This is a genomic window from Flavobacteriales bacterium (assembly GCA_016779995.1).
Lineage (GTDB): Bacteria > Bacteroidota > Bacteroidia > Flavobacteriales > UBA7312 > UBA8444.
This window is the reverse complement of sequence record JADHMO010000004.1, coordinates 62,544-75,846: the sequence shown is the minus strand read 5'-3', so window position 1 is coordinate 75,846 and position 13,303 is coordinate 62,544. Positions and strand designations below refer to the sequence as shown.

The window sequence follows — 13,303 nt, the reverse complement described above, 5'->3', positions numbered from 1 at the left end:
GTTAAAATTCTTCGTATTTTTCAATGCTTTCATTCTTAGAGCCACAATCTAAAAGGACATCTATGGATGGAGGTATTTCAAAAGACTCTGGATATATCCCAAGTGTCAAACTATCGGCATAAACCCTTTGCATATATTCGGCCCAAACCGGCAAAGCCATATTAGCTCCTTGACCGTAAAAGGTGCTTCTGAAATGCACACTTCTATCTTCGTTACCAGACCAAACACCAGTTACTAAATTCGGAGTAATTCCCATAAACCAACCATCAGAGTTATTTTGAGTTGTTCCTGTTTTACCACCAATCTCATTTTCAAATTCATATTTTCTTCTTAACCTGACACCTGTTCCCATAGTTACATCAGCATGACGGTTATACACTCCGTCTACCACGCCTTGCAACATTCTAACCATCAAATCGGCTGTTTTTTCACTCATAGCCTCGTTGGTTTTTGGATTAAATTCTTGTAGTAAGATGCCGTTTTTGTCTTCTATTCGACTTACAATAAGTGGCTCTGTCCAAATTCCTTTATTTACAAAAGTAGAATAAGCCCCTACCATTTCGTATACTGATAAATCAAATGTTCCCAAGCATATTGAAGGAACTGGGTCAAGCTTACTTGTAATCCCCATTTTTTTAGCTAAATCTAAAACAGAATGAGGACCAAACTGTTTCATAATATATGCGGTAATGGTATTTATTGAGTTAGCCAATCCAAAACGTAAACTCATTAACATACCTTCGTATTTATCATCTGAATTTCTAGGCACCCAATCTTTATCAGGCAAGCCCCATTGGTTTTTTTCAAAAACTACAGGCACATTGGGTATCTCGTAGCAGGGGGAGTACCCCTCTTGCATTGCTAAAGCATATAAGAATGGCTTAAAAGTAGATCCTACTTGTCGTTTTCCAACCTTAACATGATCATATTTAAAATATTTGTAATTGATGCCTCCTACATAAGCCTTTACATATCCAGTGTTGGGGTCCATACTCATCATGCCAGAATGAATAAAATACTTGTAATAACGCACGGAGTCTAAGGGTGTCATTATTGTATCCCTTTCACCTTTCCAAGTAAAAACCCGCATAGGTATTTTGGTTCTAAAAGCTGAATTTATCTCTTTCTTAGAGGCATTTCTACTTTTTAATTTTTTATAACGATCCGAGCGTTTCATACCTTGCTCAAGTATGGCATTAATTTGGTCTTTATCAAAGTCTTTGGGAAATGGTGCGTTTGTGTAGCCTTTCCAATGTTTGAAAAAGTCATCTTGAAGTGACGCTATATGTGAATGAACCGCCTCTTCAGCATATTGCTGCATTTTGGAGTTTATGGTGGTATATATTTTTAAACCATCGGTATATAAATTATAATTTGATCCATCAGCCTTTTGGTTGTTTTCGCACCATTCTTTAAGTTCTCCTCTAAGGTGTTCTCTAAGGTAAGGTGCTAAACCTACGTTATGACTAGCTTTTTTGAAGTCTAAAACAATTGGGTTTGTAGAAATAGAATCATATTCTGAAGCGGTAATAAAGTCATACTTCTTCATCTGTGAGAGCACAACATTTCTTCGTTCTTGAGTTAGTTCTAGCCTTCTGTTGGGGTTGTATAGAGAGGGGTTTTTTAACATGCCAACAAGCATGGCAGACTCCTCCACTGTTAGTGCATCTGGAGTAGTATTGAAATAAATTTGAGAGGCTGATTTTATTCCTACAGCATTATTTATGAAATCAAATTTATTGAGGTACATGGTTAGAATTTCTTCTTTGGTGTACTGTCTTTCTAATCTAACAGCTATGATCCATTCCTTAAATTTCTGCATTACTCTTTCTAATCCAGACGCAGGTTTTTCAGTAAAGAGCATTTTTGCTAGTTGTTGTGTTATAGTACTAGCTCCCCCTGAGTTAGAGCCTGTTACAACGCCTTTTATCGCTCTTAACAAAGCTCTGACATCAATGCCAGAGTGGGATCTAAATCGAATATCTTCAGCGGATAATAGAGCGTTCACTAACATAGGAGACAACTCATGATATTTCACGTTACTTCTATTTTCAAAAAAGTATTTTCCTAATACCACTCCGTCAGAAGAAATAATTTCTGTAGCTAAATTACTTTTGGGGTTTTCCAATTGTTCAAAGCTTGGCAAATCACCAAACAAACCAACCGAGGTTAGATACAAGGTTACTAATAGAATTATTATAGGGCTAAGTATAAATAGCCAAACCGAAAATACTTTTTGCCTTTGCGATGTTTTTTTCATCATTTATGGTCTTGTTTTTCTATTCTTAAACCGATTTCCATTATTCCGGGCAATTGCTCAATTTTAGCTAAATCGCCATGCCTCATAGCTTGTTCAATTTCAAAAATATATTTTCCTTGTTTAAGTAAACGATAGCTTTTGAAGTGGCATTGAATGTCCCAAATATCACCTAATCCAGTCCCTAGCCATTTGCCGTCTTTTTGAGCTAGAATACACTCCAACGTATCTGTTTTCAATGTTCCTGCAGGGTCAATAGTGTTAACAAATAGCCATAGATTAGAAAAAGGATATGAACTAGAATGTCTGACATTCACTTTTAAATTTACTTTAGAAATGGAATCGGTATTGTTATATTCAAAAGAAGGTTTGTTTGATAAATCCCAAACTGTATTTTCGATAGAAATATTTTTCTCATATAACCTGTTTGAATCGCATGACAACAACGAAAATAGTATAAGTGCTATAAAGCAATATTTCATCATATTTTTTTCTTTTTTCTTTTGTACAAGCGTTTCTTATTACCTTTCTTTTTTTTCTTAATTCGATTATCAAAGCGGTTAATACTATCTTGCCCCACTACATTTTCGTAATCATTTTTAGGCTCGTCAACTTCATTAAAAAATTGTTCTAATTTTTCAGGGAAAACACCTTTGGTATTTTGTTCAATAACTTCGTTGACATAGTCTAAAGGCAATTCTACTATGGATTCATTAGCTGAACCGGGGTAGGAATACCACATTTTTCGTTGAAAAATATCCATTTTAACAAACGAGCAATCGCCTAATTTAGTTTTTAGCTTAATATTATTAGAAGGAAACTCTTTAATTCCCTCCATGTAGCTATCCAATTCGTAATTCAAACAGCACTTTAGTTTACCACACTGACCAGCTAATTTTTGAGGGTTTATAGATAGCTGTTGGTATCGTGCTGCTGAGGTGCTTACACTTCTAAAATCTGTTAACCAAGAAGAACAACACAGTTCTCTTCCACACGCTCCAATACCACCCAATCGTGCGGCTTCTTGTCTTGCGCCAATCTGTCTCATTTCTATTCTAATCTTAAATTGAGACGATAGCGATTTAATTAATTCTCTAAAATCTACTCTTCCGTTAGCTGTGTAATAAAAGGTAGCTTTACTCTTATCTCCTTGATATTCTACATCACTGATTTTCATTTCGAGACCTAACAATTCGGCTGATTTTCTAGCACCGTACATTGTTTCGTTTTCTAAGGCTACTGCTTCCTTCCACTTTTGTATGTCTGTGTCTTTCGCTTTTCTGTAAATGATGTTTAAGTCATCAAGATTTGAGGCTTTAATTTTTTTCTTCATCTGTAATTTAGCCAAGACACCTACAATAGAAACCACTCCAATATCGTGTCCTGAATTGGATTGTACGGCTACTACATCACCAACTTGTAAAGGAATTTCTTTTGAGTTATTATAAAACTCTTTACGACTTCCCTTAAAGCGAACTTCAACACCATTAAAGCTATTTTCATTAGTTGGTTCTTGTATATTAGACAACCAATCGAATACCGATAATTTATTACAGCCACCACTACCACAATTGCCGTTATTTTTACAGCCTCTTGGTAATTCACTACCACAACCTCCTGAAGAACATCCTGAGCAACCCATAGTTTAGTTTGTAGTTGTTTGCAAATTTATACTTTTAACGTGAAGAAGTACAATCATCTTTAGTGTCAAATCCATAAAAATGATTTTTGCACTTCCATTTCTAGCAATGTGTTGATATGCGAGCTCCAATTCCTCAATAATTTCTATAGCATTATTTTGATGAATAAAGGGGGCAAACTTTTCGGTAAAAATGGCTTCTTCTTGTCTTACTTTTTTGATGTTATGGTGTCCAAAATTTTGAATCAAACTTTCTCTAACCATATGTAGAGCATATTGTAAAAAGCCCTTTTGTTGTTCTCTGCCCCAAGAATTAGCAACATCTACCCAATTAGCCAAATCAACCACCTTAGCTTGATAGCACATTCTCATCCAATTTTGAAATTCTTGGGTATTTTGCTCTAATAAATTATTGCCAACTAAAAAATGAATGGACTTACCGATGTTTCCTTCAGAAAGTTTTGCTGTTTCATCTGCTCGGTCTTTATCAATGTTATATTTATCTTGAAGAAAGGTCGAAAGACTAAACTCATCTGTTGGCTCTATTTTAATGCTTTGTAACCTAGAAACTATAGTGGCTAGTAAATTTTCAGATTGACTTGTTAGTAGTATGAAGATAGTTTTTTGTGGTGGTTCTTCGAGTAACTTTAACAGTTTATTTGCTGTTGGTCCGTGCATTTTTTCACTATGCCAAATAATGACTACTCTATACGAACCTTCATAAGGTTTTAGGATTGTTTTTTTACTTAACTCATTGGCTTCATTTACACTTATAAAGCCTTGTTTATTGGTTGTGCCGAGGTGTGAATACCAATCTTCTTCAGAAGGGAATGAATTTTTTTCTAAAAATTCTCTCCAATCAGAAAGAAACATATCGCTTGTAGGATGAGTTCCACGACCTGTAACAACAGGAAATACCCAGTGTAAGTCTGGGTGGCTTAGTTTAGCACTTTTAAGACAGGAAGGGCATTGACCGCAAGAATCTTCTTCTGTTGGCTGAGCACACATCAAATATTGAGCAAAAGCCCACGCCATTGCTAAGCTGGAAGAACCATCATTACCTAAAAACAAATGGGCATGACTTAATCTATCGTTTTGGATAGCTTTAAGTAATTGCTGTTTTGCTCTAGTGTTGGAAGGAATATCTCTAAAAAGCATAGTTGTGTCTTTCTAACTCCTCAAAGGTAATGAATAAATCTTTTTTAGATTACTTAAAGAAAATATACATTTGCCTAAATTTTCACAAATGAAACACCTAGATTCTTTTCCTTTTCAAAACCAACGTTTTCTTATTAGGGTAGACTACAATGTGCCGATGGATTCAGATTTAAACATCACTGATGACACCAGAATGAGAGCAACTTTACCCACTATAAACAAAATTATTTCTTCGGGAGGTTCTGTTGTTTTAATGTCTCACAGAGGCAGACCAAAAGGTCAAGACGATAGTTTGTCGATGCGACATTTAGTAGAACACTTAAGCAACCTATTGTCACAAGAGGTTAAATTCATTGACCAATGTGTTGGTGACAAGGCAACAAAAGCCAGTAAATCTCTAAAAAGTGGAGAGGTATTGTTAATTGAAAATTTACGTTTTCATAATGAAGAAACAGCTGGTGATATAGACTTCGCTAAACAACTTTCAGAGTTGGGTGATGTTTATGTAAATGATGCTTTTGGAACGGCTCATAGAGCCCATGCATCAACAGCAATTATTGCTCAATTTTTTAAGCAAAACAAATGCTTTGGCTATGTTATGGCCAATGAAATAGAAAACATTGATAAGGTCGTTGGTGGAGCAAAAAAACCGTTTACAGCCATAATGGGTGGAGCAAAAGTTTCATCTAAAATTACGATTATACTAAGAATGCTTGAAGAAGTCGACAACTTGATTATAGGTGGAGGAATGACTTATACTTTTGTCAAGGCTATGGGAGGAGAAGTAGGTAATTCATTGGTTGAAGAAGATAAATTAGATTTAGCTCTTGAAATTATTGAGACCGCTAAATCAAAAGGCGTTAGACTTTGCATTCCTACGGACTCTATGAATGCGGATAAATTTGATAATGACGCTAATAAAGAATATTCTTTAGTTGGTAATGTTCCAGAGGGTTTTATGGGCTTAGATATAGGTCATCAGACGGCTCAACAATTTACTGAAGTAATAGAGCAATCTGCCACAGTTCTATGGAATGGCCCAATGGGTGTTTTTGAGATGGAAAACTTTTCTCAAGGGACAAAAGCTATTGCCGATGCATTAGTTAGTGCCACACAAAAAGGAGCCTTTACATTAGTAGGAGGAGGAGATTCTGTTGCAGCTATTAACAAATATAATTTGTCTGACAAGGTGAGTTATGTTTCTACTGGCGGAGGAGCTATGCTTGAATATTTAGAGGGCAAAGCATTACCGGGAATTGCAGCTATAACTCAAGATTAATTTTTTCTTCCGTATCTTTCCATATCTTATCCGCTTCTTTAATTAAGGAGTCGCCGTCTTTCACGTTGGGCATAATAGAGGGAATCATATTGGAAATGGGCTTATACAATACAGATTGTTTCTTTTGCTCTACAGGAATCAGCTTTAGGTAGTAGTCAAAGGTATTGATAATGAGTAGCAAGGCACTAAGTATAAATGCGGTTTTCAATACACCGAAGACACCCCCTAATAAGCGACTAATTATTCCTAAAGCAACTGCTTTTACAATTTTATCAATAATAAATCCTACAAGTTTTACAGCCAGAACAATAACAATAAAAGTGATAGCAAAAGAGACTATTGGCAGGAAAGAAGATTCTATAGCAAACTGTTCTTTTAAATAAGGGTGAATATTATCTGCAAAATGAACAGCACCATAAATACCAGCTATTAAAGCTATTAAAGTAGCTAATTCTTTAACAATGCCCTTACTAATTCCTTTGTACAAACCCCATAATAAGGGAACAGCTAAAATGATATCTAAATAATTCATAAGACTTCAAAAGTAGTATTTTTGTGCGATGGAAAATAGCTTAGATAAAAATTGGAAAGATTTAGTGGTAAAATTAAGTCATCGATTTGGTGAGGGCTTAGATTTACAGGCCATATTATTTCTTATTGGCTTACAAGAATTGGGTCAAGGCTATCAAAAGCTAACTAAAAATCAAAAGTTAGACGTTATACATGTCGCAGTTTGCGCTTTGCTAAGTCAGTGGGGGATTTATGAATTCGCAGGACACGATGAAGAAGGCTGGCCTCATTGGAAAGCCACAGATAAGCTGCCAAGTATGAATGCTAAACAGCAAGACGAAATGATAAAAGAGGCTATTATAGAATACTTTAACTAGTTCAGTGGTAGTATTTCTATGTTTTTATAAATTGTTTTTCCTCGCATTAAACGTATAACAGTAGTGCCATACAGAAGGGTGTCAGCTGACGCAGACTCAGATAATGTGTAGGCTTCAACATTCATTAAGGCTTCAAGTTCAAGAACATGTTCTGTTTGTCCATTGAAGTCAGATACTAAAGTGCTAACAACATTCGTTTGAGTTACACCAACTATGTCTTCTTGGTATAGTTTTACGATTGCACCACTTACGGTATTTCCTTCCGAATCATAAACGGTAATAATACCTTTAGTCAAGGGTTCTTCGTAGCACGATGACATAGAAAATAGTGTAATAATAACAATCAGCAGTCTACTTATCTTCATTTTGTAAATGATTATTTGTTAATTTGCTTATTCAAACAAAGATAGTAATAATATGAAACCAATTTTAATAGCTGTATTTGCTCTAACATTTAGTCTTTTAGCGCACTCACAAGAGCGAGTAAAAGTGAAAATATCAACCAAATATGGCGACATGGTTGCAGAGCTTTATGATGAAACTCCCATTCATAGAGATAATTTTATAAAGTTGGTCAAAGAAGGTTTTTATGACGGGACACTTTTCCATAGAGTTATCCCTGGATTTATGATTCAAGGTGGCGACCCTGTTTCTAAAGACGACACTCCAAACACAACAATAGGAAATGGCGGACCAGGATACACTTTGCCAGCAGAGTTTAACCCCCAATTTTTTCATAAAAAAGGAGCACTTGCAGCGGCACGAATGGGCGATGCTGTTAATCCTAAAAAAGAGTCTTCGGGTTCACAGTTTTATATCGTTGAAGGCCAAGTATATGATAATAATACCATTGACCTATTTGCCCAAAGGATGCGGATAGAATTTAGTCCTGCTCAGAAAAAAGCCTATACAACCGTTGGAGGCACGCCGCATTTAGATGCTAACTATACCGTATTTGGTGAGTTAGTGGAAGGATTAGAGATTATCTCAAAAATATCCAATGTCACTAGAGACAAAAACAACTTGCCTAAGGATAAAGTAATTATGAATATAAGCATAATCAAATAGATGTTAGATAAAGTAAAGGTTTTACTAGAAGAGGTTTCATCATATTCCCCTAAAAATCTAGAAGAGTTAGAACAGTTTCGCATCCAATATCTTGGTAAAAAAGGTAAGATGAATGATTTGTTTGCAGCTTTTAAAGAAGTGCCAAACGACCAAAAAAAAGATTTTGGACAAGCTTTAAATCAGCTTAAACAAGCTATTCAGGATAAATTAGATGAAGGAAAGACTCGTTTTTCTGAAAGTACTCAACAATCTTCAGGTTTAGATTTATCTAGACCAGTGACTGAAGACCAACTAGGCAGTAGACACCCCTTATCATTGGTGAGAAATGAAATTGTTGAGATTTTTAAGCGCATAGGGTTTACCCTTTCTGAAGGACCTGAAATAGAAGACGATTGGCACAATTTTACTGCTCTTAACTTGCCTGACGAACATCCTGCTAGAGATATGCAGGACACCTTTTTTATTCAGCAAAACCCAGATATTTTATTGAGAACTCATACCTCCTCTGTTCAAGTTAGGTTTATGGAAAATAACCAACCTCCCATTAGAACATTATCTCCAGGTAGAGTATATAGAAACGAAGCGATATCCGCTAGGGCACATTGTATATTTCATCAAGTAGAGGGTTTATATATTGATAAAGACGTTTCTTTTGCCGACCTTAAACAAACGTTACTTTATTTTGCTAAAGAGATGTTTGGGGACAAGACAGAGATTCGTTTACGACCGTCTTATTTTCCCTTTACAGAACCTAGTGCTGAGGTAGATGTTTCTTGTAACATATGCTCTGGCAAGGGATGTAATGTATGTAAATACACGGGTTACCTAGAAATATTAGGTTGTGGTATGGTTGACCCCAACGTTATTAAGAATTGCGGTATTGACCCTAATGTATATACAGGCTTTGCTTTTGGCATGGGGATAGAGCGTATAGCTATGCTCAAATACCAAGTCAAAGACTTGCGTTTATTTTTTGAAAATGATGTTCGTTTTCTAGAACAATTCAAATCTACGTTTTAGTAAAAAGAGTATCAATCTTTTATTTCTCTATCCTTAAATTGTTTTTGGCAAGGAATTGCCCATAGGCTTTTTGATTTAAGTAAATCAATAAACAATCGGTCACTTTGTCCTTTGCCAAACGGAAGTTTTTGGTCATTACTTTCTTTTTCCTTAGCTTTTTGTATAGCTAAAATTATATCGTTTTTGTTGTGGCTAGTGTGTATGATACTTTCAGACTTTGCTCTATTGAGTTGTCTGTTGCCAATATCAATACTGTTCACCCCATAATAAGGAGCCTCTCTAACACCTGCGCTACTATTACCAATAATGAAATTACAGTGTTTTAATAGCACTAAAAAATATTCAAAACGTAAAGAAGGAAAAATAGTAAACCTAGAGTTATTCTCTAATTCTGATAAAGCCTGATTGACTTGCTTACTCCCCATATCGTTATTAGGCTTTATTACAATATAGTTACCATTATCTTCTAAAACCGCTTGTACTAAGCTTTTGGCGTGGTCGCCATTATTTGTGTCAGTTGTTACTGGGTGATACATCAATATGTTATAGTTTTCATAAGGGATATCATAATAGCCTAATGTTTCTTTAATTGTAGGCAGGTTTTCAGAAAACATGATATCAACATCAGGAGAACCAATAACATAAATTTGATTTTCTAATTCACCCATTTGCAACAATCTGTTTTTAGCCTCATCATTAGCAACGAAATGAATATGGCTTAATTTACTAATGGAGTGTCTAATCAATTCGTCAATAGTGCCAGAAACTTCACCTCCTTCAATATGCCCTACTAAGATGTTATTTAGCGAACCGACTATAGCACCAGCAAGAGCCTCGACTCTATCGCCATGAACAATTAATAAATCGGCTTGTACTTCTTTCACAAAATTAGATAAGCCTTCAATGGTTTTAGCCAAAGTCAAGTCCATAGTTGACTCCTCTGTATGATTAGCAAAAGTGTGGATATTTTGAAAGCCAGACTTTACGATTTCATTGACGGTATACCCATATTCTTCTTGTAGATGCATACCCGTAGCAAAAATATGAACATTAAATTCTTTAGCTTCAGAGCTGATTTTAATTAGCGACTTTAGTTTGCCAAAGTCAGCACGAGTACCTGAAAGAAATACAATAGTTTTATTCAAAATCTTCCCAGTTTAATTGTTCATCATTTTCAATATCTCTTGTGGCTTTTCTTCCTAATATAGAATTAAAATGCTCTGCCAGTATTGTTCCTGTTCCGGGGCGTTTTACCCAAATATTTTCCATACTTAGCACCTCTCCCTTTTTTATAGCTTGAATAGAGCATACTGTTGCAAAAGCAAAGTCTATGGTAACCTGTTCTTCTTTGGCAGGTCCTTTTGTTCCGCCGCTTTGCTCCCATATAATATGACTACCTTCAATAAGTGCTTTGCAGTTTTCTTCGTCCATAGAACACACTATGTCGGGTCCCTTTCTGCCCATATGATCGGTAAAATGTCTTTCTAAAATAGATGCCCCTAAAGCTACGGCTGCCAAACAGGCGTGATTAGTAAGGGTGTGGTCCGATAAGCCAAAGGTTGTACCTGAAAAGTGATTGGCCATTTCTTGCATAGCACCAAGTCTTACTAAGCGGTTGGGAGTAGGATATAAGTTGGTGGTATGTAATAAAGCATATTGAACTTGGTGCTTTTCAAAGATAGAAACAGCTTTGGCAATACTCTCAATGGTATTCATGCCAGTACTCAAAATAATGGGTTTGCCAAAAGAGGCTATATGTTCTAATAATGGATAGTTGTTACATTCTCCAGAACCAATTTTATAGGCTGGGACGTCCCATTGGCGTAATCTATCGGCGGCGGCTCTAGAAAATGGGGTGCTAATAAATATCATGCCTTTAGATTCAACATATTCTTTGAGTTCAAATTCTTCTTGTTCACTCAAGGAGCAACGCTCCATAATCTCATAAATAGAGACATCGGCATTTCCAGGGATTACTTTTTTTGCAGCTCCACTCATTTCGTCTTCTACGATATGTGTTTGGTGTTTTACGATTTCAACACCTGCTCTGAAGGCTGCATCTACCATTTCTTTAGCTACCTTCAAACTACCTTCGTGATTAATGCCAATTTCAGCAATCACTACCGGAGGGTATTCAGCTCCAATTTTTCTTCCTGCTATTTCAATCATTGTATTCTTTTGAAATTAATTCTGCCCATTTCCAATCCAGTTCCGTATCAATATCTACACTACCATAAGGATGTTCTATGAGCATGGCTGTTGGGTTTTCACTCATCAGCTTACCATTTTTAGCTAGTTCAAATGAACATATATACAACAATCCATTTTCATAGTATAATGGCTCTAAATCTTGTGATCTTTGACCAAATTCATAGGTGTAGTGTTTAAAGGCAGAATGTTTGATTTTACCAAGTTTATGCTTACTTAAACTTACCGTTAAAAGACTATCGCTTTTCTTTTCTTGTAGTAAATCGAGAGCTTCTTTAAACATTTTTTTTGGTCGCAATGGATTGGTAGGTTGTAGTAATACAACAAAGTCATATAATTTTTCCACTCTTGACACTACATCTTTAACAACATCTGTAGTTGGCGTTTGGTCTTGAGCCAAACTTTCGTTGCGCCATAGTATAGGAATATTGTATTGTTCAGCGATTGACCCAATTTGTTTGTCGTCAGTAGAAATGATAATATCACCACCAATGTAGCTTTGAGCATATTTAATGCTATGCACAATGAGCGGAAAACCATTAAAAGGCTTAGTATTTTTGCCTTTAATACGTTTTGAGCCTGCACGAGCTGGTATAATGACTAATATTTTACTAGAAGAACTCATTATATACAAAGCTATCATATTTTTTATAAAAAATATAATTATTTATTTGGCATGAAATTTTGGCTCTAGAAAGCGTAAGAAATAGAAACATTCAAGGAATTAAATTTCTTTATAACGCTACAGTTTTGTAAATTGCATGTCATATCAATAACCCAATCCAAACCATGAAAAAGAACATTGCCATCTTACTATTTGCATCTATTATTCCCACTTTATTTTATGCCCAAAACAGTATAAAATTAGAGTTGAATCACATTTTTAGAGGACAACCCTTAGTTTACAATCAGTCATATACTGACTATCAAGACAGAGCGGTGAACTTTTACCCTGTTAGGTATTATATGTCTTCGATCAAGATTACTCACGATGGGGGTCAAGTTACACCTTTAACCGATATTTATATACTAGGTGAAGGCAACGTCACCAATTATAGTATTGAAAATACATACGACATTAATAGTGTAGAAAAAATAGCTTTTGACTTAGGAGTAGATTATGATGCCAACCATGGTAATACGAGTAATTGGTCTGCTTCTCATCCTTTAGGGCCTAAAACTCCACCTATGGATTGGGGTTGGCCTGCGGGATATTTTTTCTTAATCTTAGACGGTAGGGTAGATAATACAGATAACGGCTCTCCAAACAAAGCATTTCAGCTTGAGTGTTTCGGAGATGAATTATTGAGAACAATAGACCCTATTACCTTTGAGGAGCCAATAACAGCCATTAACTCTGAAATCACCTTGCCACTTTATGTTAATATAGAACGTTGGTTCAAACAAATGGATTTTGAAACTATAGGAATACAGCATGGCGCTGGAGCTCCAAATATTAGCGTTGTGGACAATACCAATTCTCAAAATGTTTTCACGGCTTCACCTGCTGAAACTGTCAATATAACAACTCAACTTGAAGATTTAGCATTTATTAGTGTAGACTACAGAATGCCATACGCACCTACCTTATTTTACAAATTACCAAAATCAAACTACTCTTTAAGCATCATTGATATGAGTGGAAGACGAATGGTTGATGAAAAAAACATAGGTTTTGAAGGCAATTATTTCGTTAAGTCCGAACTACCAACAGGAATATACTATGCCATTTTCACGAGTGAAATGGGGTATCAAAAGTCTCAACAATTTATCGTAACTAGGTAGTA

The 13,303-nt window shown here is 35.6% G+C and carries 14 protein-coding genes; 5 read left to right on the top strand and 9 right to left on the bottom strand.

Features of this window, described 5'->3' with window-relative positions; all coding sequences use genetic code 11:
- Position 1 precedes the first annotated feature (1 nt).
- From ISP71_04150 to ISP71_04135, 4 genes are read right to left on the bottom strand one after another with little or no spacing between them, the layout of a single operon-like run.
- Positions 2-2,263 carry a transglycosylase domain-containing protein gene (locus ISP71_04150; GenBank protein ID MBL6663279.1) on the bottom strand — a complete coding sequence of 754 codons (2,262 nt, stop codon included), beginning with the start codon at positions 2,261-2,263 and terminating at the stop codon, positions 2-4.
- Positions 2,260-2,742 (bottom strand): gliding motility lipoprotein GldH, encoded by a 483-nt coding sequence (locus tag ISP71_04145; protein MBL6663278.1) that lies wholly within the window; start codon positions 2,740-2,742, stop codon positions 2,260-2,262. The genes ISP71_04150 and ISP71_04145 overlap by 4 nt, the downstream gene beginning before the upstream one ends.
- Entirely contained in the window at positions 2,739-3,899 is a 1,161-nt protein-coding gene (locus ISP71_04140) for a hypothetical protein (protein MBL6663277.1), read from the bottom strand. Before ISP71_04140 ends, ISP71_04145 begins: the two co-directional genes overlap by 4 nt.
- Positions 3,900-3,902: 3 nt before the next feature.
- Positions 3,903-5,054, bottom strand: a complete 1,152-nt coding sequence (locus ISP71_04135) for a DNA polymerase III subunit delta' (GenBank protein MBL6663276.1) — start codon at positions 5,052-5,054, stop codon at positions 3,903-3,905.
- 88 nt (positions 5,055-5,142) lie between these two features.
- Between ISP71_04135 and ISP71_04130 the strand changes: the two genes are divergently transcribed.
- Complete coding sequence (locus tag ISP71_04130) at positions 5,143-6,333, top strand: phosphoglycerate kinase (GenBank protein MBL6663275.1); 1,191 nt, start codon at positions 5,143-5,145, stop codon at positions 6,331-6,333.
- Here ISP71_04130 and ISP71_04125 read toward each other — a convergent pair.
- Entirely contained in the window at positions 6,317-6,865 is a 549-nt protein-coding gene (locus ISP71_04125; protein MBL6663274.1) for a CvpA family protein, read from the bottom strand. The genes ISP71_04130 and ISP71_04125 overlap by 17 nt on opposite strands.
- A 28-nt stretch (positions 6,866-6,893) precedes the next feature.
- On the opposite strand from ISP71_04125, the gene ISP71_04120 reads away from it, so the two are divergent.
- A complete protein-coding gene (locus ISP71_04120; protein ID MBL6663273.1) occupies positions 6,894-7,220 on the top strand; it encodes a hypothetical protein in 327 nt (108 codons plus the stop codon).
- Here ISP71_04120 and ISP71_04115 read toward each other — a convergent pair.
- The gene (locus ISP71_04115) at positions 7,217-7,585 is read right to left on the bottom strand and encodes a hypothetical protein (protein ID MBL6663272.1); all 369 of its coding nucleotides are present in this window, start codon (positions 7,583-7,585) and stop codon (positions 7,217-7,219) included. The two genes, ISP71_04120 and ISP71_04115, sit on opposite strands and share 4 nt — an antisense overlap.
- A 52-nt stretch (positions 7,586-7,637) precedes the next feature.
- Here ISP71_04115 and ISP71_04110 point away from each other — a divergent pair, with 52 nt between their 5' ends.
- Positions 7,638-8,288, top strand: coding sequence for a peptidylprolyl isomerase (locus ISP71_04110; GenBank protein MBL6663271.1), 651 nt, complete (start codon positions 7,638-7,640; stop codon positions 8,286-8,288).
- Positions 8,289-9,308, top strand: coding sequence for a phenylalanine--tRNA ligase subunit alpha (pheS, locus tag ISP71_04105; GenBank protein ID MBL6663270.1), 1,020 nt, complete (start codon positions 8,289-8,291; stop codon positions 9,306-9,308).
- 11 nt (positions 9,309-9,319) lie between these two features.
- Here pheS and neuC read toward each other — a convergent pair whose 3' ends face one another.
- Genes neuC through ISP71_04090 form a run of 3 tightly spaced genes read right to left on the bottom strand, consistent with a single transcriptional unit; the run spans position 9,320 to position 12,159 of the window.
- Positions 9,320-10,456: a UDP-N-acetylglucosamine 2-epimerase (hydrolyzing) gene (gene neuC, locus ISP71_04100; GenBank protein ID MBL6663269.1), complete on the bottom strand. Its 1,137-nt coding sequence runs from the start codon at positions 10,454-10,456 to the stop codon at positions 9,320-9,322.
- Complete coding sequence (gene neuB, locus ISP71_04095) at positions 10,446-11,477, bottom strand: N-acetylneuraminate synthase (protein MBL6663268.1); 1,032 nt, start codon at positions 11,475-11,477, stop codon at positions 10,446-10,448. The genes neuC and neuB overlap by 11 nt, the downstream gene beginning before the upstream one ends.
- A complete protein-coding gene (locus ISP71_04090) occupies positions 11,470-12,159 on the bottom strand; it encodes an acylneuraminate cytidylyltransferase family protein (protein ID MBL6663267.1) in 690 nt (229 codons plus the stop codon). The genes neuB and ISP71_04090 overlap by 8 nt, the downstream gene beginning before the upstream one ends.
- A 146-nt stretch (positions 12,160-12,305) precedes the next feature.
- Here ISP71_04090 and ISP71_04085 point away from each other — a divergent pair, with 146 nt between their 5' ends.
- Positions 12,306-13,301, top strand: coding sequence for a T9SS type A sorting domain-containing protein (locus ISP71_04085; protein ID MBL6663266.1), 996 nt, complete (start codon positions 12,306-12,308; stop codon positions 13,299-13,301).
- Positions 13,302-13,303 lie beyond the last annotated feature (2 nt).